The organism is Rhizobium sp. NXC24 (assembly GCF_002944315.1).
Classification (GTDB): domain Bacteria; phylum Pseudomonadota; class Alphaproteobacteria; order Rhizobiales; family Rhizobiaceae; genus Rhizobium.
The window spans coordinates 1,950,079-1,976,396 of record NZ_CP024314.1; the positions used below are offsets into that span (position 1 = coordinate 1,950,079).

The 26,318-nt window shown below is 61.1% G+C and carries 10 protein-coding genes; 5 read left to right on the plus strand and 5 right to left on the minus strand.

Going from position 1 to position 26,318, the window contains the following annotated elements:
* The first annotated feature begins 366 nt into the window (after positions 1-366).
* Positions 367-2,412 carry a flotillin family protein gene (locus tag NXC24_RS33105; RefSeq protein ID WP_104827485.1) on the plus strand — a complete coding sequence of 682 codons (2,046 nt, stop codon included), beginning with the start codon at positions 367-369 and terminating at the stop codon, positions 2,410-2,412.
* Between the two features lie 49 nt (positions 2,413-2,461).
* Here the strand turns inward: NXC24_RS33105 and NXC24_RS33110 are convergent, their stop codons facing one another.
* Positions 2,462-2,839 (minus strand): nuclear transport factor 2 family protein, encoded by a 378-nt coding sequence (locus tag NXC24_RS33110; protein ID WP_104827486.1) that lies wholly within the window; start codon positions 2,837-2,839, stop codon positions 2,462-2,464.
* Between the two features lie 122 nt (positions 2,840-2,961).
* Between NXC24_RS33110 and NXC24_RS33115 the strand changes: the two genes are divergently transcribed.
* Complete coding sequence (locus tag NXC24_RS33115; protein WP_104827487.1) at positions 2,962-3,339, plus strand: helix-turn-helix domain-containing protein; 378 nt, start codon at positions 2,962-2,964, stop codon at positions 3,337-3,339.
* 83 nt (positions 3,340-3,422) lie between these two features.
* The gene (locus NXC24_RS33120) at positions 3,423-3,728 is read left to right on the plus strand and encodes a hypothetical protein (protein WP_104827488.1); all 306 of its coding nucleotides are present in this window, start codon (positions 3,423-3,425) and stop codon (positions 3,726-3,728) included.
* Positions 3,729-3,938: 210 nt separating this feature from the next.
* Here the strand turns inward: NXC24_RS33120 and NXC24_RS33125 are convergent, their stop codons facing one another.
* Entirely contained in the window at positions 3,939-19,463 is a 15,525-nt protein-coding gene (locus NXC24_RS33125) for a VCBS domain-containing protein (RefSeq protein WP_104827489.1), read from the minus strand.
* Between the two features lie 362 nt (positions 19,464-19,825).
* On the opposite strand from NXC24_RS33125, the gene NXC24_RS33130 reads away from it, so the two are divergent.
* Both NXC24_RS33130 and NXC24_RS33135 read left to right on the plus strand, forming a co-directional pair.
* The gene (locus NXC24_RS33130; RefSeq protein ID WP_158704608.1) at positions 19,826-20,917 is read left to right on the plus strand and encodes a hypothetical protein; all 1,092 of its coding nucleotides are present in this window, start codon (positions 19,826-19,828) and stop codon (positions 20,915-20,917) included.
* A 249-nt stretch (positions 20,918-21,166) separates the two neighbouring features.
* Positions 21,167-22,117 carry a transglutaminase-like cysteine peptidase gene (locus NXC24_RS33135; RefSeq protein WP_104827491.1) on the plus strand — a complete coding sequence of 317 codons (951 nt, stop codon included), beginning with the start codon at positions 21,167-21,169 and terminating at the stop codon, positions 22,115-22,117.
* A gap of 60 nt (positions 22,118-22,177) precedes the next feature.
* Here the strand turns inward: NXC24_RS33135 and NXC24_RS33140 are convergent, their stop codons facing one another.
* From NXC24_RS33140 to NXC24_RS33150, 3 genes are read right to left on the minus strand one after another with little or no spacing between them, the layout of a single operon-like run.
* On the minus strand, positions 22,178-22,831 hold the full coding sequence (locus NXC24_RS33140; RefSeq protein ID WP_104827492.1) for a ribbon-helix-helix domain-containing protein: 654 nt from the start codon (positions 22,829-22,831) through the stop codon (positions 22,178-22,180).
* A gap of 8 nt (positions 22,832-22,839) precedes the next feature.
* A complete protein-coding gene (locus tag NXC24_RS33145; RefSeq protein WP_104827493.1) occupies positions 22,840-24,141 on the minus strand; it encodes an HlyD family type I secretion periplasmic adaptor subunit in 1,302 nt (433 codons plus the stop codon).
* A complete protein-coding gene (locus NXC24_RS33150) occupies positions 24,141-26,294 on the minus strand; it encodes a type I secretion system permease/ATPase (protein ID WP_104827494.1) in 2,154 nt (717 codons plus the stop codon). The genes NXC24_RS33145 and NXC24_RS33150 overlap by 1 nt, the downstream gene beginning before the upstream one ends.
* Positions 26,295-26,318: the final 24 nt, after the last annotated feature.

Below are 26,318 nucleotides of genomic sequence, written 5' to 3' on the forward strand. Positions count from 1 at the left end.
CGTCTGCCGAAACGATCAACCGAAATGGTCTAATTCAGTAGAATTGAATGCTCGAAATACCGAAATCCTTGAAAGTACTTATCCGATTTCCGTATCGATCGTCTTTAAACCTATAGGCGCAATCCTTACGTCCTCTATCGTTATGTCTATCAAGGCAACACCGATGTGAGATCACTCACGACCACGCCGTCCCTCAGTGGGGACTCGGGACGCGCGGTCATTTTCCCAGACAAATGAGCAGCCCAAGCGTTCGACACGCCCTTAATGCGTCGAGCGTAAAGCCGCGCGCAATCTCCCCGTCTTACAACCAACACCAACCGGGCGGCCGTCGGATGGACGAACCCGTGCGCCCATAGGAGAGAAGAGATGGAATCCTTACAATATCTCAGCCCGATGGAATGGATGGCGATCGAAATCGCCGTCGCGGTCATCGTGCTGGCAATCCTGTTCCGGTGGAGCGGCCTGGTCCGTTATATCCCCAACGACAGGCTCGGCATCCTCGAAAAGCTGTGGAGTTTTCGGGGCTCCGTCAAGAATGGCTTCATTGCACTCAACGGCGAAGCCGGGTTCCAGCCGGAAGTCGTGCGCGGCGGCCTGCATTTTTTCATGCCGTTCCAGTATTCGATGCATCGCGCCAATCTCGTGACCATTCCACAAGGCCAGATCGGCTACGTCTTCGCGCGTGACGGCAAGTCGTTGCCGCCGACCCAGACGCTCGCCTCGAATATCGAAGCCGATGACTTCCAGGACGTGCGCGGCTTTCTCCTCAAGGGCGGCCAGAAGGGTCCGCAGCGCAAGATCCTGCGCGAAGGCACCTATGCCATCAATCTCGCGCAGTTCATCGTGCTGACGGCACAATCGACCCACGCCGTAAACCTGAGCTCGTCGGAACAAAAGCTGTTTGCGGATATGTCCACGCTGATCACCGAACGGGATGGATTTGTGCCCGTCGTCATCCACGACGCCGAGGACCTGATCGGCATCGTCACTATTCACGACGGTCCGGCGCTGCCGGATGGCGAGATCATCGCGCCGACCGTTGCCAACGACCCGAAGGATCCGAATTTTCACAATAATTTCCAGGACCCGGAGAAGTTTCTCGATGCCGGCGGTTATCGCGGCCGCCAATTGCAGGTGCTTGCCGACGGCAGTTACTTCCTCAACCGCATCTTCGCAACGGTCGAACTCGTCGAGAAGACGATCATCGATGTTGGCACAGTGGGTGTCGTCGTCTCCTATACCGGCCGGCGAGGCGCGGATATTTCCGGCCAGTCCTATCGCCATGGCGAACTGGTCGAGACGGGCGCACGCGGCGTCTGGTCAACGCCGCTTCTGCCGGGCAAATATGCATTCAACACCTATGCCGGCAATATCGTCATCGTGCCGACCACCAACTTCGTGCTCAAATGGTCCAGGGAACAGTTCGGCGAGCACAGGCTGGACGAGAATCTCTCCGAAGTGTCGCTGATCACCAAGGATGCGTTCGAACCCGTGCTGCCGCTCTCGGTCGTCGTGCATATCGACTATATGAAGGCGCCCCTCGTCGTGCAGCGTTTCGGGGACATCAAACGGCTGGTCGAACAGACGCTCGACCCGATGGTTTCGGCTTATTTTAAGAATATCGCCCAGACCAAGACGTTGATCCAACTGCTGCAGGAACGCAGCGAAATCCAGCGCAAATCCGGTGATGAAATGCGCGAGAAGTTTGCCTCCTACAGCCTCGAACTGCAGGAAGTGCTGATCGGTACGCCGCGCGCCAACAATGGCCAGAACAGCATAGAGCAGATCCTGATCCAACTGCGCGAGCGCCAGATCGCCGTTGAAAAGGTCGAGACCTATAAATTGCAGGAAGCGGCTGCGATCCAGGAGCGCACATTGCGCGAGAAGGAAGCGCTCGCCGAACAGCAGGCCAAGATCACGACATCAGCACTCACCATCGAGATCAGCGAGAACGAGGGTAAAGCGCAGCTCGCCCGCACCCGCCAGCAGGCAGAAACCATTCAGGTCACGGCCAAGGCAGAGGCCGAGAAGGTGCGCCTCGCCGGTCTCGGTGAGGCCGACCGGATCAAGGCCATTGCGCTTGCCGATGCCGAACGTATCAAGGCGACCGGTTTTGCCGATGCAGAGAAGGTGCGCGCCGTCGGCCTGGCGGAAGCCGAAGCCACCGAGAAAAAGGTCGCGGCCTTCGGCGGGCCGGACTATCAGCTCAACTCGCAGGTGCTCATGCGCTTCGCCGAGGCGATCGAGAACGGCAAGCTGCCGCTCGTGCCGCAGATCCAGGTCGGCGGTGGCTCCGGCGAGAAGGGTGCCACCAATGGTCTGGTGGAAATGATGCTGTCAATGTTGGTCGCCGACCGGCTTGGACGACAGGCTTCGCCGACCGCGGTGCCGGCGCCGCTCGAGCAGGACTGATTGTGGACGGGCCGGTCATGCCGGCCCGTTTTGCATCCTGCCCACAGGCTCATTGCGGCCCCTGAAACGACCAATGCGTCTGAATGATTTTCCACCCCTGCGGCTCGTGCCGGAAGACCTCAGTGCAGTTCCAGCGCATCGCCCCTTCCGTGCCGGCCCACGAGTGGAAATGATAGGTCAAAATCGCAACGTCGCCGACCGCCTCTACGCGCACATCGAGGAATTCGTACCGCGAGGCAAATATCTTGCCTCGAATGGTATCATAATGGGCATGCAGATTATCGAGCCCGTCGATGCGGCGTGGAATAAAGGGATCGAAATAGGTGACATTGCGGGATGACAGTTCAAGGAACCCATCGGGATCCCCATTGCACCACCGCGCCATTGCGGCTTTTTCCAACTCGACGACGGCATGAGACTGTGACATCTGCTCTCCTTTAAAATTTTCCCGGTTGCGGAAGAGCCGTCCATTAATAGGATTTCCGTGTCCTTGGACAGTACGCACAAATAGCGCAGCTACTGTCCCAAATCGCCAAATTGTGGAACATCATGCGCAAGCAACGTCATCAGGTCTATGCCAACTGCCCGGTAGAAGCAGCACTCGACATCATTGGCGGCAAATGGAAGGCCATTCTGATTTTTCATGTCCTGGACGGGCCGAAACGATTCGGTGAACTCGGACGCCTGCTGCCGGGACTGACGCAGCGGATGCTCACGACGCAGTTGCGCGAGCTTGAGGCCGATCACATCATCACGCGCACGATTTATCCGCAGGTGCCGCCCAAAGTCGAATATTCGATCACGCCCTTCGGCCAAACCTTGGTCCCGGTCCTGCGTGAACTGGCGCTGTGGGCTGAAGACCATGTGAAGCCCCTTATAGAGCAGGCACGACACGCAGATGCGGAGGCACGGACAATCAATCGATAGAGGATGGCTTGTGCAAAGTTTGGGTTGACCGTTTTCGATGGCGAAGCGACACTTGTAGCCGGCAGCAAGGCAGGAGGAAAAAGATGGATGAGCCAGACCGCTGGCGCCACATGGCAAGCGCACCGAAAGACGGCAGCCGGATCCTCGTCACGATCCGCCCGTCCGAACAGGGGCCGGCAGAAGTTGATCTCGCATATTGGTCGAATGGCGATCAGTTCGGTGCAGAAGGCTGGCGCGCCTCTGATTCCTCGCCCGGCCGCATCGTTGAATATGCCGAGCCGGAATTGAAGTGCTGGATGCCGATGCCCTCGGCCAATCTCCAGCGCACCTCGATGCCCTCCCCCTGGGAAGGTGACGACGTTGAGCAGCTCGACGGGTCAGGGATTTAAGACCTCGCGCCGCCATGTGGCGAAGTTTCGATACATGGCGGGTGACAAAATCCGGTTGAGCTATCCACAACCATCCTTCGCCCGCGCGGTATCATTCCAATCGGTACCGACCGTTAGGACACACTTCACGATCGACACATCGCTGTGGCTTTCATAAAAACGGCGCGTCCGAGACGCGCCGCTTGAGATTTCTATGCCGACGGAAAGGCGTCAGGCGCCGGCGGTTTGCGTATGCGTTGCAAGCTGCTCTTCGTGGTTGTTGAACAGCACGTGGACGGCATCGTGGCCTGTCGGCGCGTAGTTCTGCAACGTGGCGACCACATGGGTTTCCGAGCCGGTGTTGATGCTGATCTTCGTCGAATTGGTTGCGGTGTCGACCGCTGCCGTCATCGACGCGACAGCACTTGCCTCGGTCATGCCCGGATGTTCGCCGACCAGCGCGTTCAGCAGGTTCGAAACATCCAGCTTATCGCCCTCTCCCTTCGGGCTGAAGTCGGTGATGACGTCAGCCATGTTGAGGTTGTGCAGAGCCTGGGCATCGAGCACGAAAGTATCCGCACCGGCGCCGCCGGTCATGGTGTAACCGCCACCGCTCGTCAGCGTGTCGTTGCCGTCGGTGCCGTAGAGGTGGCCGAAGTCGATCTCGGCATAGTCGCCATCATGACCGAGCGAGAAGTCGCCGGCCGAGTAGTCGCCGGTGAGACCGATGCTGGCGGTGTGGGTGCCGTCGGTGACGGTCAGCACACCACCGGTTTTCGCCGCGTTTTCCGCATAGGAGAAGCTGGCGGTCGCGGCGGAGATGTCGCCGAACCGCAGCGTGTCATTGCCGTCGAGGCCGGCGATCGTGCCGGTGAAGGCGGCCGCGTGGTCGATGGTGATCGTAGCCTGGGCATCCGTGCTCAACGTAATCGCCTGGCTGAACGAGCCGCCGATTTCGAGGCCAGCGTGGCCCGACAACAGCGCCGTGCCGCTGCCGCTGACATTGCTCTCGAGATTAATGTTGCCGCCATTCGCCCACAACACGCCATCATTGATGACGCTGCTGTGTATGTCGAGGCCGCCGGTCCCGGTCGCCTCCAGCGTGCCGGTGTTGCTCACAGCGTTGACACCCGTGTCGATGACGAGCGCGTGGCTGCCGTCGGCAATGATCGTGCCTTCGTTGACCAGCGTCAGGTGACCGTCGCCAAGTTGGCCTGCACCGGAGATGGTGTTGTCAACGTTGGTCAGCGTGACCGCGTCACCGCTGCCGAAGATGACGTTGGCCGCATCGTCGGACAGCGTCACCGTGCCGCCGCCGGTCAGCGTGAGGCCGTGCTGCACGATTTCGAAGGCCGTTTCGCTGCCGGTCGAAGAGAGATGGATGCTGCCGGTGTTGTCGAGCGTGCCGCTGAATGGCATCAGCGCACCGTCGCTAAGCACCATGTCGCCAGTATTGTGCGTCACCACGGTCTCGTTGAAGAGGAAGTCGTCTGCCGTAAGAGCCGCGGCGCTGACGCCTGCCAAGGTAATGGTCTCGCCATCGCCGAGCGTGATGACGGCATTGCCCGACGCGTCGGTCGACAGATGGGCCTGAACGTCCGCAAAGCTTGAGAAGCCCGCAAAGCCGACCAGATCGATCTTATCATGCGCCGTATCGAAGTTGTGCACGACGTCGGTGCCGATGGTGTTCGCAAAGACCAGCGTGTCGTTGCCGCTCGATGCGGTGAGCGTATCGTCGCCCGACCAGGCAAAAATCGGCGCACCCTTGGCATAGGCTTCGATGTTGTCGGACACATAGGCCGTGCCGGTCGAGCCATCGGCATTGATCCAGGTCTCGGTGACCTGAAGAACCAGTGCGCCGGTGACGCCATCGGGCGAGGTGACCGTCAGCGACGACGGATCGTTCGTCACCACGGACCAGGTGCCATCGGCATTATGCGTGCCTTCGCTGAGCACCCAGCCGGCGGGAAGGCCAGCAACGGTCAACGTGACCGCGCCGACATGATCCGACGGCGCAGAGAGCGCGAGGTTCATGGCCTCGCCGGAGGTGCCGGCGGGCTTGAAAGCGGTTAAGAAGCCGTCCGCTCCGGAATTGCCGGCCAGGTCCGTATAGCTACTTCCTGCAACCCACACAGACTTCCAACCGTTATTGCCGGCGGTGTAATTCACCGTGTAGACGTCCTGTCCGGAACCGTTCAGGCCAACATGCATGAAGTTGTAGAGCGTATAATTGCCACTGCCCACGATGTCTGACACGTTAAACCCTGACACCGCCTCACTAAAGGTGAAGGTGAGGACGTTCGTTCCGCCGGAGCTACTTTGCGTTATGGCGACTGTCGGCGCCGTCGTATCGATCTTGATATCATAGGCGCCGCTCGTCGACAGCGGGCTGGTGGTGCCCGCATCCGTGAGCGAGGCACGGAAGTTATAAGTCGATCCGTTCGTCAGCGTCGGCGTGGTAATGTCGACATATCCATTGCTGATGTTGGTCGCCGTCAGCGTGACCGCCGAGCCGAGTGCGGTCGTGCCGTTATATAGCTGCACCGTATCACCGCTGACAGCACCGGTTCCGGTCAGGCTGACGCGGATCCCAAGATTGGTGTCATCCGTAACCGCACCATCAGCCAGGTTGCCTTGGATCGACCCGACATTGTCGGCGACACGGCTGATGCTCGGTGCCGATACCGACTCGTTGGTGCCGTGGATGGTCACCACGATATCCTGTGAAGCCGTCCCGTCTGCGGACGTTACAGTCAACTTATCCGTAACTGCCTGCCCGCCGTTCAATGCCTGAACATTCGATGCAGAATTGTTGAGCGTGTAGCCCCAAACACCGGTCGTCGCATTGAAGGTGAACGTGCCGTAGGTGCCGGTCAGCGATGTCGGCGTCTGGAAATGGTTCTGGCCATTGTCGACATCGGCAGTGGTCAGCACACCGTTTGCCGTCAACTGGCCGTCCTCGGTGACCGAACCGGTCGCCGTGCCAGAGATCGAGGCTGCGTCGTTGGTACCATTGACCGTCACAACGACCGTCTGCGTCGTGACGCCACCTTGGCCATCGCTCAACTGAACCGTGAAGCTTTCCTGCGGATGATCCGAAGCCGTCAACGGATCTGCCTTCGACTGATCCAGGGCATAGGTCCAGGTGCCATTCACACCGACGCTCAGCGTGCCGTAAGCGCCAGTGACCGACCCACCATTGACGGTCTGGCCGCTGCCCGCGACTATCGACCACGTCAGCGACGTGCTGTCGACATCAGCCCCGGTCAGATGGCCGGAAACCGAATTGTGAGCGCTGTCGTCGGCAACGCCAACACCAGCCTCTGTCACGGCACCGCTGGCGCTGTCGCCATTGGCGATCGAGATCGTCGGCGCATCGTTTGTGCCGTTAACCGTCACCACGACGGTCTGTGTCGTGACGCCGCCTTGGCCGTCGCTCAACTGAACCGTGAAGCTTTCCTGCGGATGATCCGAAGCCGTTAGCGAATTGGCCTTCGATTGATCCAAAGTGTAAGTCCAGGTACCGTCCGTACCGACACTCAGCGTGCCGTAAGTGCCAGTGACCGACCCACCATTGACAGTCTGGCCGCTGCCGGCAACCACCGACCAAGTCAGGGACGTGTTGTCGACATCAGCCCCGGTCAGATGGCCGAAAACCGTGTTGTGAGCACTATCGTCAGCAACACCAACACCGGCTTCAGTCACGGCACCGCTGGCGCTGTCGCCGCTGCCGATCGAGATCGTCGGCGCGTCGTTCGTGCCGTTGACCGTCACCACGACCGTCTGCGTCGTGATGCCGCCTTGGTTGTCGCTCAATTGAACCGTGAAGCTCTCCTGCGGATGATCTGAAGTATTCAGCGAATCGGCCTTCGACTGATCCAGGGCATAGGTCCAGGTGCCGTCCGCGCCGACGCTCAGCGTACCGTAAGTGCCGGTGACCGACTCACTCCCATTGGCAGTCTGGCCGCTGTCCGCAACCACCGACCACGTCAGTGTCGGGCTGTCGATATCCGCCCCGGTCAGATGGCCGGAAACCGTGTTATGAGTGCTGTCGTCAGCAATGCCAATGCCGGCCTCTGTCACGGCACCGCTGGCGCTGTCGCCGCCGGCGATCGAGATCGTCGGCGCGTCATTGGTGCCGTTGATCGTCACGACGATGTCATGGGTCGTTCCGTCAACCGAGGAGACCGTGAACCTGTCGGTCGTGCTCTGGTTCACACCCAGATTCTGCACGGCTGACAGGCTGTTATCGACCTTGTAGGTCCAGCTACCGTCCTCACCGATCGTCAGCGTACCAAGATGCGTGCCGTCAGCGTTTATGGTCGCCGCCTGGATTTTGCTTTCGCCCCGATCCGCATCGTCGATCGTCAGCGTGCCGCTTGCCTGCAGATAGCCGTCGGCGGAAACGCTGAGGTCTTCCGTGACGGCGCCGCTATCGGCGCCGCCGATCTCTGCCGCGTGATTGACATGGTCCACAGCGATGGTGAAGGCGCCTGTACCCAACGTCACCGAGTCACCATCGGAATCCGTGGCCTTCAGGTATTGCGAGAAGTCGAGCGTCTGGTCCTTGGCACCGTCGATCGTCTGGTCAAGCACGAACGTGGCGTGGCCGCTGCTGTCGACGGTCAAAGTGAAGACCGTGACGCCTCCCGCCGAGCCGGTGATCGTATGCCCATCCGTGCTGTCGAGCGTGATAGCCGCACCGTTGTACGTCAACTCGGTGCCGCCTGTCAGAGTGCTGGAGGAGGTACCGGCTGCGACGGCGTTCGCCGACCAGGTCAACGGGCTGTCGGCACCAGAGTTAACCAGTGAGGTCAGTTCCGCCGTCGTCGTTGCGGAGTGTTCGGCGGCCGTCACCACGCCATTGTCGGAGACGGTTGCGGAAATCCCTGTACCGGTCAGCGTCGGCGCGTCGTCGGCGATATTGAACGTCAGGGTCTCCTGAGCCGTTTTGCCGTTCATGTCCGTCACCGTATAGGTGAACTGATCCGTATCTCCCGATGCGTTCGAGCCAGCATGTAGCAGCGTGTAGGTATATGCGCCGTTCGCGTCGATTACGAGATCACCGTAGGAACCGTGGATCGTCGTCGTCTGGCTGTCCGGAGCCGTTTGATCGACGCTTACCGGCGCGCCGTCGGCACCCGCGACGCTGGTGATGTGCGGATTATCCAGGGTGCCCAGCGCAATGCTGCCCGTGGCTGTCAGTTCAGAAGGCTGCGGGTTGGAGCCGCCCGAAAGATTGGCCTCCGACAGTGGCGTTGCATCGATCGTCGGAGTGAAGACCGTCGGAGCGATGACAGCGGACGTCGTCTGCGTCGCGACATCGCTGAAGCCCTGGCCATCCGTATAGCTCACCGTCAAGATCAACGAATGCCCGACATCGGCACTCGTCACCGTGTAGGACGATGCGGTTCCGAGAACCGTATGGGACTGATCGTCCGCCCAGCTCCACGCATAGGTCAGACCGGACTGCCCGTGATCCGGGTCGTCTGTTGCGATCGCCGCGTTCAGCGTATCGCCTGCGACGACCGCATTGCCGGTATGCGTCGTCTGATCGGCAATCGAGACCTTCGCCGTGCCATCGTCAACGGCAGTCACGGTAACTGTCATCGTATGGGCGGTTGACGTATCCGCACCGCCATTGGCCGTGCCGCCATTATCCTGCACCGTGAAGCCGAAGTTCGCGGTTTCGGTCGCGCCGGCAAAGTCTGACGAAGGCGTGAAGTGAAGTGTTGTCAGCGCGCTCGCGGCGATGTGCTGACCGACCGTGACGGCCGTCCCGTCGAGATAAAGCGTCCCACCCGTCGGAAGGCTGGTGATGGTGACGGATTTCAGGGTATTGCCGTCGATGCTATCGCTGAAGGCGAAATCCTTCGACGAGAAATAGTAGGCCGCATGTTCGCCGGTGGAGACGCTTCCGTCCGCCGTGGTCGGGGCATGGTTGACGCCGTCGACCCTGATGGTGAAGGTGCCGTTGGTTTTGCTGCCGTCGCCGTCGGTGACGGTATAACCGATCGAGAGTATCGAAGAGTGGCCAAGCGGCAGGGCATCCAGTGCGCTGCCCGGCGCAACGGTCACATGACCGGCGTCAATCGTGACCATGGACGTGCTCAGCGTCGACCCGGCGAGATCTCCATTGGCGCTGACGCTGTCGACATGGATTGCCCCGCTCTGGGCCGCTCCGTCGGCGCCGAAGGCGATGGTTCCGGAAGCCAGTGCGAAGGTCGCGCTGCTGTCGTTCTCATGCATCGATCCGACCAGAATGGTGCTTGCTATCGGCTTATCATCGGTAATGTTGAAGGTCAGAGTGGCAGTCTGGCTTTCACCGTCAATCGGCGCGTCGCTGACTGTGACGGAGAAGGCGTCGTGGTTGCTCGCCCCGCTCGTGGTGCTGGTCAGCGTATAGGTATAGTTGATGGCCGTCGTAGTGACGCTGAGGATGTGCAGCGTTCCGTAGGCACCATGAATGGTGGCATTGGTATCGCCATTGGCGATTGTGGCGCCGACGTTGAACGTATGGCCTGCGATTGTCACCGTCGAAGGTGCATCGCCTGCAGTGATTGCGATGCTACCGGAATGGACGTTGGCGACGCCAGCCGCCCCCGTACCACCCGGCAAGCCGCTTTCGCTGACGCTTGATACCAGGCCGGCCGAATTGATTGTCGGAAGGCTGTCCGTGGCCGACTGCACGACGATGGTGACGGAGCCGCTGCCCAGGGTGACAGCATCGCCGTCGAAATCCGTCGCCGTAACGTATTTCGAGAAGTCGAGCGGCAGCGTTTTGCCGCCGTCGATCGCATGGTAAAGGCCGAATGTGGCGTGGCCGCTCGCAGGATCGACAGTCAACGTGAAGACCGTGACGCCCCCGGCCGAGCCGGTGATCGTGTGTCCATCCGTGCTGGCGAGCGTGATGGCCGTGCCGTTGTAGGTCAGCCCGGTACCGCCCGTCAGGTTCCCGGAAGACGTTCCAGCGGCAACCGTGTTCACCGACCAGGTCAACGGGCTGTCGGCGCTGGCGTGAACGAGCGAGGTCAGATCTAGCGTTGTCTCAGCAGGATTGCTTGTGGGCGTCGTGGTCGTGTCGGTGACATGGATGTTGTCGACCGTGACTGTCAGCGAGTTGTCATGCGGATCGATCTCGAGCGACGTCAGTTGCTTGCCTTCGAGCGCCGTGCCGGCGGCCGAGAAGGTCGTACCGGTAGTCGTCACCGAATAGGTGTTGCCATTGGCATCGGTGCCGATGATCGTGACGGTCTTGGACGACGCGCCTTTGTGGTCAAACACACCTATATCCATCTGGGCGAGGACAAAGGTCGTCCCCGTGTTGGATACGAGCACGATATCGCCCCCCTTGGACGACGATTCCACATGGCCGTCGCTGACACTGCCCTCGCTGACCGTCAGTTTGGCAGCCGAAGGGTTCACCGTGTCGAAATCGACGGTGTAAGATCCCGTCGTCACCAAGGGAGCATTGATCGCCGTCTCCGAGACGGTCGCGGAAACCGAGGCATGATCAACCAGCGTCGGCACATCGTCGATCAAATCGACCGAGAAGCTCTGCGTGCCGCTCGTGGTGTCGCCGTCGCCGTCATGTCCGGCAACCTGGAAGGTCAGCTTGATATCCGAGAGGTTGCTTTGACCGTTGACGTCGTCGAGCGACTTGTAAAGCGTGAAGTCGTAGGCGCCGCTGGCGTGGCCGCTGTCCTGAGACAGGACAACCTTGAAGACCCAGCTCGACTGGTCGGCGGCATTGCTGCCGGTGTAGGCGATGAGCGTCATGCCGTCGCCGCTGAGCGAGTAGGACAGCGCATGGCCGCCGGAGCTGAGCTTGGTCGCATCAAGCGTCTGATTATTGCTGTAGCTTGCGGTGAAATAGCTGCCGTTCGAACCCGCTACGAAGGTAGCAGCATGGGCGGCCGGGCCGTCAGCGCCGAAGGCGAGATTGAGCGCAACCGCACCAGTGCTGATGCCGGAGGGCGACAGCGAACCCGAATTCGTCAGAAGGTCATGCTCGGCAAGTGTCTTTGCCGATACGGCACCGCCGATCGACGGGCCGTCATCATCGAAACGAATGCTGCTGCCGATGGAAACGGACTTGGCGACGGTGTCACCGTCGCTATCGGTCGCGCTCAGCACCGCCGAGAGCTTGCCGGTGAGATCGACCGTATCACCGTCCGACTTCGACGTATTCGGGTTGGCGAGCGACATGTACTGGGCGATGCTGACCTTGCCGCTGTTGTCGAGGCGGATCGCAAAGGCGATCTCGCCGTCGGCGATCTTGCCAACAACCGTGCCGTTGGCGAGCTGCGAGAGCATGATCGCCTGACCAGCAGTCGTCGTCAAGCCGGAGTCGGCATTGTCGATATGAAGCGTCAGGCTGCTCGTCGTACCCGACGCATCGTCGGCACCCATCGAGACCGCCGGCGAGACGACGTTGTGCTGAGCGTAGACCGTCGACATATCGGGATCGTTGCCGCCGGTGATGCCCGCAAACAGGCTCTTGACCGCATTGCTGGCGTTGACGTCGTTGTCGCCACTGCCGCTCTCGTCGATCGTAATCGAGCCCGTGAGGGCCAGATCGACCTTCGGCGTGTCATCGACGATGGTGACCTTCAAAGCGCCGGTCAGCGTCACGCTGTCGCCGTCGCCGTCGGTCGCCTGGATGACGGAACCGAAGTCGATGGCCGAGATCGAGCTATTGCCTGAGCGCAGGTCGTTGCCGGGACCAGCGACGTTGTCGAGCTGATCGTACTGCTGGAAGGTGAAGCTGCCGTTGCCAGACAGCGACAATGACAGGACCGGGCGGTCGAGGACCGGGTTGTAGCCGCTATGGTGGTCATTATCGACATAGCCGATGATCACGTTGTTGACGACCGCATAGGAGAGCGCTTCGCCACCCGAAGTCAGATGCAGAGCGGTAAGCGTCGACGCCGCATTGGCGGTGAAGCTGAAGCCGCCACCGACCGCTGCGCCGTCGGCACCGAAGGAAACGGTGGAAGCAACGGAGCCGGATACCGTGGCCGCAAAGCCGAAACCGAACAGTGCCGGCTGCGAAGACGATCCGTCATGCGTGCCATCGAGCGCGCTGTTGCCATGCGACAGGAGATTGTAAATGTCGCCCTCGTCGGCCTTGACAGCAACGGTCGTGCCGGAAGCAACCAGGACGTCGTCCGTGATGGCAATCGCCAGCGAGCCCTTCGCTGTATCGCCGTCGCCATCCGTGACCGTGAAGCCGAAATTCAGCGTCAGGCTGTCTTCGGTCGTCGACGACGTCGAATGAACAAGCGGCGCATCCGCGGTGAAGCTGTAGGAACCGTCCGAATTGATCGTCAGAACTGCAACGGTGGCATGGCTGGAGGCGCCGGTTGCCGTCCAGGTCGTCACACCGTTCGCCGCAGACGACGTCCAGGAAACGGCTTCCTGGTGGCCGATGCCGTGGCTGTCGAGGTAGATCGCCTTCAGTGTCGGCAGGCTGTCCATCGACACGCCCTTGACGCCATCGGCACCGGCGGAGAACAGAGCTCCTGCGTCGCCATTGATCGTCTTCGCGTCGGCGGCGCCGTCCAGGTTGCCATGTGCCTGCGCGTCGTCGTTGAGCGGCGTCGAGGTGGCATCGACCTTATAGGCGATTGGTGCGTCGTCCTTGACTGTGACCGTCAGCGAGCCGCTGGCCGTATCGCTGTCACCATCGGTGACGGTGAAGTTGAAGGTCAGATCCTGCGTATTTTCCGCGGCCGCATGGACGACCGGCGCACTGAGCGTGAAGCTGTAGGAACCATCCGTGCCGATCGTGAGGGTCGCGACCGTCTGGCCGCTGTCCTTGCCCGTCGCGATCCAGATCGTCTCGCCGCCCGCCGCCGTCGTCGGGCTGTCCCAAACGACCGACTCGACATGGGCAAAGCCGTCCTTGCCGGTATAGATGGCGCTGAAATCCGTCGTCGCTCCGAGCGTCACCTGATGGACGCCATCGGCGCCGCCCGAAAAAAGCGTGCCGCACGTGCCGCTGACCGTGTCGGTATCGGTTACGCCAACCGTGTCGGGATTTCCGCCCTTCAGCGCGTCGTCGTTCAGCGTCACGCTGGTCACAGTGACGGTATTTGCCAGCGGTACGTCATCCGTAACATGCAGAGTCAGCGAGCCGGTCGATGTATCATTGTCGCCATCGGTCACCGTGAAGGTGAAGGTCAGCGACAAGCTTTCTTCCGTCGTGCCGGAGGTCGGGTGGACGAGCGGCGCGCTGGTGCTGAACGTGTAGGAGCCATCGGCATTGATGGTCAGCGTGGCGACGGTGTCGTGATTGGCGCTGGAAGCAACCCAGGTTGTCGCACCGCCGGAAACCGTCGGCTTGCCCCAGGTAACGTCTTCCTGCTGTGCGAACCCGTTGGCGTCGACATAGATCGTCTTCAGAGCCGGAAGGCTGGACTGATCGATCGAGACGCTTGCAGAACCGTCGGCGCCAGCGCTGAACAGGGCGCCGGCAGCGCCCGAGACGCTATGCGCGTTGGCGTCGTTGGCATCCAGGTTTCCGCCGATCTGAGCATCGTCATTCAGCGGCGAAACAGTGTTGTCAATCGTCTGAGCAATAGGCTTGTCGTCGGCGACGGTGATGGTGAAGCTGTTCGTGGCGGTGTCGCCGTCGGAATCGGTTGCCGTGTAGCCGAAGGTCAGCGTGATGGCGTCCGAACCCTTGGCGTCATCGAGCGACTGGACCAGCGTAAAGTTATAGTGGCCGTTGTCGGTATCCGAGACCGTCGCATAGAAGACGATGTTCGAGCCAACCCCACCCTCGCCATTCATCACGGCCGTTGGAGCAGTCTCGCCGGTGTAGCCAACCAGCGTGCCATCGGCCAGCAGTACTGTATGTACGGCCAGACCATGCGAGCTCAGCGCTTCGCCGTCCTGGCCCGTCGCCGCAACCGAGGCATCGGTGAAGGCGACCGAGCGGTCGCCGGCGCCGCCATTGTTGGTGTTGGCGTTATCGGCACCCCAGGAGATGTTGAGCGAGCCGGTGGTGATGGCATCGGTCTCGACATGCGGGGTCTCGTTGCCGCTCGCCAGCGCGCCTTCGGTGACCGAGCCTGCATCGCCGGTCGCAGCGACAGGCTTGTCGTCGGCGACGGTGATGGTGAAGGTGTTTGCGGCGGTGTCGCCATCGGAATCGGTTGCCGTATAGCCGAAGGTCAGCGTGATGGCATCCGAACCCTTGGCGTCGTCGAGCGACTGCACCAGGGTGAAGTTGTAGTGGCCGTTGTCGGTGTCCGAGACCGTCGCATAGAAGACGATGTTCGAGCCAACCCCGCCCTTGGCATCCACGACCGCCGTCGGAGCGGCCTCGCCGGTATAGCCGACCAGCGTGCCGTCAGCCAGCAGTACCGTATGAACGGCCAGACCATGCGAGCTCAGCGCTTCGCCGTCCTGGCCCTGCGTCGTGACCGAGGCATCGGTGAAGGCGACCGAGCGGTCGCCGGCGCCGCCATTGTTGGTGTTGGCGTTATCGGCACCCCAGGAGATGTTGAGCGAGCCGGTGGTGATGGCATCGGTCTCGACATGCGGGGTCTCGTTGCCGCTCGCCAGCGCGCCTTCGGTAACCGAGCCTGCGTCGCCGGTGGAGGCGACAGGCTTGTCGTCGGCAACGGTGATGGTGAAGGTGTTTGCGGCGGTATCGCCGTCGGAATCGGTTGCCGTATAGCCGAAGGTCAGCGTGATGGCGTCCGAACCCTTCGCATCATCGAGCGACTGCACCAGCGTGAAGTTGTAGTGGCCGTTGTCGGTATCCGATACCGTAGCATAGAAGACGACGTTGGTTGCGGAGGTTGCCGTCGGAGCGGTCTCACCGGTGTAGCCGACCAGCGTGCCATCGGCCAAAATCGCCGTATGAACCGCAAGACCATGCGAGCTCAGTGCCTCGCCATCCTGGCCCTGTGTCGTGACCGAGGCATCGGTGAAGGCGACAGACCGGTCGCCGGCGCCGCCGTTGTTCGTGTTGGCGTTATCGGCACCCCAGGAGATGTTGAGCGAGCCGGTGGTGATGGCATCGGTCTCGACATGCGGGGTCTCGTTGCCGCTCGCCAGCGCGCCTTCGGTGACCGAGCCTGCATCGCCGGTCGCAGCGACAGGCTTGTCGTCGGCGACGGTGATGGTGAAGGTGTTTGCGGCGGTGTCGCCATCGGAATCGGTTGCCGTGTAGCCGAAGGTCAGCGTGATGGCGTCCGAGCCCTTCGCATCATCAAGCGACTGCACCAGCGTGAAGTTGTAGTGGCCGTTGTCGGTGTCCGAGACCGTCGCGTAGAAGACGATGTTCGAGCCGACCGCGCCCTTGGCATCCATGACCGCCGTCGGAGCGGCCTCACCGGTATAGCCAACCAGCGTGCCATCGGCCAAGAGCGCCGTATGAACGGCCAGACCATGCGAGCTCAGCGCTTCGCCATCCTGGCCCTGTGTCGTGACCGAGGCATCGGTGAAGGCGACAGACCGGTCGCCGGCGCCGCCGTTGTTCGTGTTGGCGTTATCGGCACCCCAGGAGATGTTGAGCGAGCCGGTGGTGATGGCATCGGTCTCGACATGCGGGTTCTCGTTGCCGCTCGCCAGCGCGCCTTCGATAACCGAGCCTGCATCGCCGGTCGCAGCGACAGGCTTATCGTCAGCAACGGTGATGGTGAAGGTGTTCGTGGCGGTATCGCCATCGGAATCGGTTGCCGTGTAGCCGAAGGTCAGCGTGATGGCATCCGAACCCTTGGCGTCATCGAGCGACTGCACCAGGGTGAAGTTATAGTGGCCGTTGTCGGTGTCCGAGACCGTCGCATAGAAGACGATGTTCGAGCCAACCCCGCCCTCGCCATTCGTCACGGCCGTTGGAGCAGTCTCGCCGGTGTAGCCAACCAGCGTGCCATCGGCCAGCAGTACTGTATGTACGGCCAGACCATGCGAGCTCAGCGCTTCGCCGTCCTGGCCCGTCGCCGCAACCGAGGCATCGGTGAAGGCGACCGACCGGTCGCCGGCGACGCCGTTGTTGGTGTTGGCGTTATCAGCACCCCAGGAGATATTGAGCGAGCCGGTGGTGATGGCATCGGTCTCGACATGCGGGGTCTCGTTGCCGCTCGCCAGCGCGCCTTCGGTGACCGAGCCTGCATCGCCGGTCGCAGCGACAGGCTTGTCGTCGGCGACGGTGATGGTGAAGCTGTTCGTGGCGGTGTCGCCATCGGAATCGGTTGCCGTGTAGCCGAAGGTCAGCGTGATGGCATCCGAACCCTTGGCGTCATCGAGCGACTGCACCAGGGTGAAGTTATAGTGGCCGTTGTCAGTGTCCGAGACCGTCGCGTAGAAGACGATGTTCGAGCCAACCCCGCCCTCGCCATTCGTCACGGCCGTCGGAGCGGTCTCGCCGGTGTAACCGACCAGCGTGCCGTCAGCCAGCAGTACCGTATGAACGGCCAGACCATGCGAGCTCAGCGCTTCGCCGTCCTGGCCCTGTGTCGTGACCGAGGCATCGGTGAAGGCAACCGAGCGGTCACCGGCGCCGCCATTGTTGGTGTTGGCGTTGTCAGCACCCCAGGAGATGTTGAGCGAGCCGGTGGTGATGGCGTCAGTCTCGACATGCGGGGTCTCGTTGCCGCTCGCCAGCGCGCCTTCGGTGACCGAGCCTGCATCGCCGGTCGCAGCGACAGGCTTGTCGTCGGCGACGGTGATGGTGAAGCTGTTTGCGGCGGTGTCGCCATCGGAATCGGTTGCCGTGTAGCCGAAGGTCAGCGTGATGGCATCCGAACCCTTGGCGTCATCGAGCGACTGCACCAGGGTGAAGTTATAGTGGCCGTTGTCGGTGTCCGAGACCGTCGCATAGAAGACGATGTTCGAGCCAACCCCGCCCTCGCCATTCGTCACGGCCGTTGGAGCAGTCTCGCCGGTGTAGCCAACCAGCGTGCCATCGGCCAGCAGTACTGTATGTACGGCCAGACCATGCGAGCTCAGCGCTTCGCCGTCCTGGCCCGTCGCCGCAACCGAGGCATCGGTGAAGGCGACCGACCGGTCGCCGGCGACGCCGTTGTTGGTGTTGGCGTTATCAGCACCCCAGGAGATATTGAGCGAGCCGGTGGTGATGGCATCGGTCTCGACATGCGGGGTCTCGTTGCCGCTCGCCAGCGCGCCTTCGGTGACCGAGCCTGCATCGCCGGTCGCAGCGACAGGCTTGTCGTCAGCGACGGTGATGGTGAAGGTGTTCGCGGCTGTATCGCCGTCGGAATCAGTTGCCGTATAGCCGAAGGTCAGCGTGATCGCGTCCGAACCCTTGGCATCATCGAGCGACTGCACCAGCGTGAAGTTGTAGTGACCGTTGTCGGTATCCGATACCGTAGCATAGAAGACGACGTTGGTTGCGGAGGTTGCCGTCGGAGCAGTCTCGCCGGTGTAGCCGACCAGCGTACCATCAGCCAGCAGCGCCGTATGAACGGCCAGACCATGCGAGCTCAGCGCGCCATTGTCCTCACCCGTCGCCGAAACCGTGGCATTGGTGAAAGCGACCGAGCGATCGCCGAGGCCGCCCTTGTCGGTGTTGCCGCCGTCAGCGCCCCAGGAGATGTTAAGTGAACCAGTGGCGGTCGCGACGCCGGTGTCATGGGTCAGGGCTGCATTACCAGCAGACAGAGCTGCTTCGGTAACCGAACCCGCCGTACCAACGGCCGCAACCGGCACGCTGTCCGTGATATCGACGGTTGCGACAGCCGAAACCGTATGGCCGCTCGTGTCGGAGACCGTATACCGAAATTGAAGTTCAAGCACATCGCTGGCCGAATTGGCGCCGCGGGGATGGTCGAGGGCAGCGAGCTGGGTGAAGGTGTACGCGCCAGTCGAGGCGTTGAATACCAGCGTGAAGACAGTGACGCCATTCGCGACGCCGGTGACGGTCTGGCCGCTCTGGGTGACGACAACGGGAACGCCGCCGGAGGTCAGGCCCGATAGCTGCTGCGTACCGCTGCTGGTGATTTCTGCCTCGCCGACCAGCGTGACAGTGGTGATCGAGGCATTATTGCCGCCGAAGCCGAAGCGGCCGGTGCTGCTTGTCGTGAGGAAGGCGCCAGTGCTGCTGCCGCGTTCGATCAGCGAAGCTGTTTCGGTCGCCTGCTGAAGGATAAAGGGAACGCGAGTCTGGGTGCCAGACAGATTGCCGCCGTTCCCGTTGCCACCTATGTCGCCAGGACCGAGCAGACCAATCAGATTAAGCGGCGTGCGGGCATTCGGGGCCTGGCTGTCAGTGAACTGGTGGCCGGAATCCGTGCTATTGCCGGCGTGAACCGAACCGTCAGGACCTTCGGCGACGTTGATGCCCTGCTGCTGCAGGGCAGCGACGATGGCCTGCTGCGGCAGCGTGACTTCGCCGATCAGGAAGGTCGGGACGTGCAGCGCGCCGTTGATGATGACGATGCGCGTGCCGTCGGCCTGGATGAGAACGAGGTTGCGCCCCTCGACGTGAATGTCGTCGATCGAGGTGTTCGGCGGCAGGTGGACGACGTTGCCATTGTCGGGCACGATTTGGATTGGCTGACGGGCATCGGCGTTTTGCGGCTCGTTGGCGGCAAGGCGCTCGGTCTTGCCGTTCGCCTGCTGCTCGGCGGCCTGTGCCACCTCAAACGCGGCGACATCAGCATTCTGCGACAACGGCCGAGACGCATTGATGTCGGCTGCAAGGCCTTCGTTCCGGTCGCCCGATACGAGATCGTTCGAAACCGCTTCGTGGTCTACCGTCGAAATGCGCGAATCTTCCATAAGTCTAACTCCCGGTGTCTCGTAATTTGACGGCAATCAATTACGAGAGCGGGGTGATTGCAATACTTCGTTAACCTCACAGATATAGCCGGTTATGCACGACCGCAGATATATTTACCCATGGTTAACTCAACAACCAAACAACTCCTTAAGTATACCGCTTGACTTTCCGTCAGCCGCTGTGTGCAAATGCGCCGCCATAGGCTGTCGCAGCCTGCGTTCGGGAATCGGGGGAGTGAGTTGTGCCGTTTGCGATCAGCCTTTCGTTGAGCCTTTTGACTGATTGGCTGCGGCGCAGACAGCACCGGCGCCCAACAGGCGGTGCCGTTCTTGTCCTCTGCGCCAGCCTCGCCGGATGCCAGATGAACGGTGCTGGCCTGAGCAGCAACAGCAAGAACGACGACGTAAAAATGCCGTCCACCGCCATCGATGAAACCTACGGCGGCGACAGCGGCACGGAAATTACGTTGCTGATGCGCAAGGGCGCAGCAGGTCTCTACGAAGGTCCGGCTCGCGACGTGCGTGACGGGGCAGTGCTTGGCGTCGGCGAGCTCGGCAGCAATCAGGTTCGGCTGCGTGTAAAAGATGTCGGCCAGGGCCCTGCAGGAATCGCGGCGCAGGTCGCCGCGGCCAAGAGCCGCAATGCCGCGCTGATCGTCAGCTATCTGCCGCCGGCCGAGACCGCTGCCATTGCCGCCATTTCCCCCGCCCAACGCCCGCCACTGCTTAACCTTGCGAGTGCTATGGCCTCGACCGGTGGCGATGTCTTCAACCTCGCTTCGGACGAAATCGATAGCGCGACCGAGGGCGTCAAGGCGGCCGGTCCCGGAGGTCACAAGAAGGTGTCGGCGCTGGTGCCTGCGGATTTTTCTCCATCCGACAGCACCAGGTTGAGCAACGCCATCTGGAACAGCGGCAACACTTTCATGGGCCTTGGCCGTTACAACACAAGCGATCAGGCCGCGGATATCCTTACCAAGAACCGGCCGCTTATCCAGTCGGCCGAGATCGTGGTCATTCTCGGTAACACGCCGGAAATCGGCGCAGTAGCGAGTGCCGTGCGCAGTGCTGCCATTCCCGCTCAGGCGGTGGTGGGCACCAACAGATGGCCCCAATCAATCTATGCCGTGTCGGCTGTGGCTGGTGCATTTGTCGCGACGGACGACACGCAAAGCAGCGGGCTAATTGCCGAGCGCTACCAGCGCCACTTCAACCATCCGCTGACAACCTCCGGCGCCTATGGCTACGACGCTATGGCGATCGCCTCCGGCCTCATCCGTTCCCAGGGCCCGCAAGCCATCACCACCGCCAACCTGATGAACAAGGTCGGCTTCCGCGGCACGACCGGGCTGTTCCGCTTCAATGCCGCCGGCATGGTAGAGCGCAAAATGGTGATCAATACGATCGACGGCGGCAAGCTGAAGGTCGCCGCGCAGCCCTCGCAGTCGTTCTGAAGCTGAGCAATCGCATCGAGCGCAGTGCACATAGCGCGCACTGTCGCGCCGCGCTGTGTTATCAGTTGCAGCGCCATGCTGGATCATTTTGTGCGCCTGACGGCATCATCCTTAATGGTTTCCCACCAAACCCGGTTGAATTTTATACTTATTTGATCGCTTAATTTATACTTAGATTATCTACGCTTCCGAACGCCGTATTCAGAGGTATGGCGCATTATTCTCTCAACCAGGGAGAATAATGCACCAATGGAACGCAAGAACAATAAAGTTATACTTGCAGCGATTGCTGCAGCTTCCCTTGCCTTTGGTCTGTCGTCATCAACCACCTGCCTGGCGGCGACCAGCGATACCGTCCGCCCGGTCGTCAACCTGCTTTCGGATCCGCTGTTCGACACGGTCATCAATCTCTTTGCGCCGACCGCCGCAAACACAGCAAAGGCGATTGAGGGCCTCGACCTTGCCGCGCTGAGCCAGAGCCTCGCCGTCGAGCCCGCAGGTCTTCCGCATAATGATGAAGCTGTGCTCGAGCCGGCACGTCCCGCACAGCCGACCAACACCCCAATGGGCGACTCGGTGTTCGGAACAGTCGCCATCCCCTTCAAGCATCTTGCGGCGCTCGACAAGTTTGCCGGCCCGCTCGCCGAGATCCGTTCCGGCAAAGCGCTCGGTTGCAGCGCTGGTGGATGCGATACAGCCGCAGCTGCCGTCGCGGCTGCCGAGACAAAGGCTGCCGGCGCCTCGATCCGCGACAAGATCAACACCATCAATTTCACCGTCAACCATGCCATCCGCTACGCCAGCGACATGGATACCTATCATGTGACGGACTACTGGGCGAAGCCGAGCGAGGCCCTGTCGCACCAGCAGGGCGACTGCGAGGACTTTGCCATATTAAAGATGGCCGCCCTCTACAATGCAGGCGTCGATCTCGACCAAATGGCGCTGGTCATCCTCTTTGACCAGCAGCGGCATTTCTACCACGCCGTCCTCTCGGTCTCGGTCAACGGCAATTATTTCATCCTCGACAACATGCGCGATGAGGTTTTGTCCGACAGGCGCATTGCAGAATATCTGCCGCTCTATTCGATCGTCGCCGGCCGCGGCTATCTGCACGGCTCCCGCGATCCTCATGCGAAAGCGGTTGTCGCCGCAATGCCGCTCGCCAAGGTGGCCCCTGGCGAAGGCGAGATCCACTAATCGGGCTCGCCTTTTCGACGTTCCGCGGCGAATGCCGCGCTCAACGAACGTGACGACTTCTCAATAAACGGAAATATAGCCCATCAGCATCGGGGCCTCGTGCGTCGGTGCCAGTGCCAGATTGATCTGGCCCGTCAGCGATTGCGAGCCGAGGCCGATCTTGAAGCCTGTATTCAGCGTCTTGCCGCGATTGCTCGATAGGACGGAGAATACTTCCTCGACCTGGGTGTCGATGGAAAAGCGCAGGGTGCGCGCCGTCTGCTGGACGTCATCAATCAAAGGCAGGCGGTGGCGCAGCATTTTCAGGAAGGCATCGTTGAAGAGCTTGATCCCGCGCTCCCGCGTCAACACCACCGCCGGCGTCGGCGACGCCTGAAGGACTGCGTTGAGATTGGTCAGCGACGCAACATCTTCGATGGCGTCCAGACGGCTCAGCGCCCATTTGAAGCTCAGAACGCGCAGCAGCGAGGCGAGATTGCCCGTTTCCGGCATATCGGTCGCCGTATGGTAAACGAGGTCGCCGATGCTGATGCCGCCGGCTTCGGACATCCGTCCGAGGCCGTCCCAATAGATCCGCTCCAAGCGGATGCCGCGACGCTCACCGCCGCCAGTCACGGCGCGGAAACGCGGCTCCAGTTCGTCACCATCGACGGATGGCAAGGCTTCGCTGCGGGCCATCGTCGTGACTTCGTCCTTTCCGGCTCCTTTGCGCATCGCCGCCCTCACCGTTCTGTCAGCGCTTCGGAGCGCGCCTTGTTGATCGGCTTCATCAAATAGGCAAGGATCGCCTTGCGGCCGGTCATGATCTCGGCCGAAGCCACCATGCCGGGGATGATCGGATAGCGCTTGCCGTCGCGCTCCAGCTCCGACTTGTCGGTCTTGATGCGCACGAGGTAATAGGTTTCGTTCTTGTCCTTATCGACCAGGCTGTCGGCGGAGACGTTGACGACCGCGCCATCCAGCGCGCCGAAGATCGAGAAATCGTAGGCCGAGATCTTGATGACCGCCGGCTGGCCGAGGCGCACGAAGGCAACGTCGCGCGGTGAAATCTTCGCCTCGATTAGCAGATTGTCGGCTGTCGGCACGACGCCGGCGATGACTTTGCCGGCGTCGACATAGGCGCCGATCGTGTTGACCTCCAGCGTATTGACGATGCCGTCGACCGGGGAACGGATATCGGTATGCTTGACCCGGTCGGAAGCCCCACGGATCGTCTCGTCGACGACGGACAGCTCCGACAATGCCTGCCCCTTGTCGGTCAATGCCTGCTGGCGCAGCTGCAACCCGAGGTCGTTGACCTGCAGATTCGCTTCCTTGATGGCTGCCTGCAGGCGATCCAGGCTTTCGACATAGACTTTAAGCTGACCCTGCAGGTCGACCAGGTCTCGCTGGACTTTCAGGATTTCAGTTTCGGCGACGAGCTTTTTCTCGCCGAGCGGCTTCAGAAGATCATACTGCTTCTGAGCCCCGGCGATATTCTGCGTCAAACGGTCTATGTTGGCGTGGGCCTCGTCCAGCTCGTTCTGATGCTGCTTCAAACGCTGATCGAGAACATTAAGCTTGTTCTGATAGGCGGCGCGATCCGCCTCGAAAAGCTTTTCCTCGTTATCGCAGACGTCCTTGGCGGTGGCCAGAATATCGGCCGGACAGATAAATTGCGCGTCGTAGGTGCCGGCCTCCTCCAAGGCGAGGCGCTCGACCTTGGCACCGAGAGCGCGGGCCTTGGCCACCGACTCACCAAGCGTCGATTGTGTCGTGGTGTTGTCGAGCTGGACCAGAAGATCGCCCTTATGGACGACCTGGCCAAGATTGACATTGATCTGCTGGACGATGCCGGGCTCGGACGACTGTACAATCTGCGTCTTCGATACCGGTATCACCTTCCCCTCGCCCCGTGCGATCTCGTCGATGTCGGCCAAGGCCGCCCAGGCAATGAAAGCGGCAATCATCAAGGCACAGATACCGAGGATCAGCCGGGCGAAAAGCGGAGGATTGTCGTGGATATTGTGGCGATGACTACGCATCAGGACACCGCCTTGCGCTGCATCGCCTCGATGACGGCGTGCTTTGGTCCATCGGCAATGATGCGGCCCTTGTCGATGACGATCAGCCGGTCGACCAGCTCCAACATGCTGTGGCGATGGGTTGCCACCATCACCGTCGTTTCCGGGCCGAACGCATTTGTCAGCTTGTTGATCAGGTGCCGTTCGCTCGCCAGATCCATGGCCCCCGAGGGCTCGTCGAGGAAAACGATCTTCGGCCGGGTCAGGAGCAGGCGGGCGATGGTCAATGCCTGCTTCTGGCCATTCGAAAGGTTCGCGCCGCGCTCGCCGACGGGCATGTCGAAACCGCGCGGGTGAACGGCGACGAACTCCTCGACACCGGTCATCCGCGAGACGGCCAGCAACTCCTCGTCGCTGGCATCGGCCCTGCCGAGCAGCAGGTTTTCTTTCACTGTGCCGGAGAACAGGTCAGACGACTGGCCGGCGACAGCCACGGCGGCGCGCACCTCTGCCATGTGATACTGGCGGATATCGACGCCATCGATCAGCACGCGGCCGCTGGTAGGCTGGAAAAGCCCGTCAAGCAACCGGCCGAGCGTCGTCTTGCCCGAACCGATGCGGCCGATAATCCCGATCTTCTCCCCGGGCGTGACCGTGAAGGACAACTGATTGATGACCGCCTGATCGGAACCCGGATATTGGAAAGAGACGTTCTGGAAGCTGAATCCGCCGCTGCGGATCTGCCGGTTGACGAAGCCGACAGTCGACGGTCGATCATCAGGCTGTTCCATGATCTTGTCGAGAATGCGCAGCGACATGGTGGCCTGGCGGAAACGCGCCAGTGTCATGGCGATCTGTCCGAAAGGCGCGCCGGCACGGCTCGCCAGCATGACGGTGGCGACGATCGCGCCCATGGCAATTTTTCCATCGGCGAATTCATAGGTGCCCGCCACGACGATGAACACGCTAACCATCTGTTGCAGCAACATCGTCAAGTTGATGGCGTTCGACGAGATGTGCTTGATGTCCTCGCTGGTGCGGCTCGAATATTTCGTCAGCTCCTGCCAGCGGCGTAGCATGGTCGCTTCGGCTCGAAGGCTCTTCAATGTCTCGATCGTCGAAATCGTCTCGACAAGCATGGACTGGCGACGTGATGCCTCGTTCGTCGCAGCCGCCATGCGCTTGCCAATCTGCGCCTGGGCCACAAGGCCGATCACGACAGACAGAACGAAAGCGACAGCCGGAATAACCACCAGCCAGTCGGCGATCATATAGATGACGATCAGGAAGATGATGACGAAGAGGCTGTCGATCAGCACACCGATCGTGTTCGAGGTGAAGAATTCTCGCACGAATTCATATTGCGTCACGCGGTTGGCATATTCGCCTGTCGACATCGGGCGAGAGGCTAGCGTCGAATTCAGGATCTTGTCGAAGATCAGTTGCGAAAGGCGCAAGTCCGCCTTGCGGCCGGCATAGTCGATCAGCGCCGCGCGGGCCGTCTTCAGCAGGAAATCGAACAGATAGGCCAGGGAAATGCCGATCGTCAGCACCCAAAGCGTTGGGAACGCCTTGTTTGGCAGCACGCGGTCATAGACATTCATGGTGAAGAGCGGCGAGGCCAGCGCGATGATGTTGATAAACAGCGCCGCCAGCATGACACGAGTATAGGTGCGCCAGTAGGGCACCAGCGTCGTTGCCAGCCAATGCCGCTTCTCTATCTCCATCGCATGACCGACGCGCGCTTCTTCCGAAGCATTCTGATAGTAGAGCGTGAAGGCAAAGGCGGCCTGCGGATTGAGCGCCGCAAGCTCATCCCGCGTCAGGTGGAGCGGCGTCCCCGCTGTTGGCGCGATATCGATGACGTAGGAGCCATTTTCGGCGATTTCAAGCAATGGAAGCACACCGCCACCAGCAAAGGTGACGATGGCGGGACAGTCGAAATTACCCAGCCGGCAATCGCGCTCCTTGTGCTGCAGCACCTGCAGGCCGACGCGTTCTGACAGTCGCTCGACGTCGTCCTGCTCCATGGCCTCCAGAACCTCGTCCGGAACGCCTGAAAACAGCACTGTGTCGGAGCTCGGGCGACCGTAAAACGCAGCGACCGATTTAAATGCCGATTTAAACGTCTGCAGCGGTACGCTCGCAGACACCTCAGGTGCCACGTTCAACATGGAGTATTATCCAATCCGGATCGC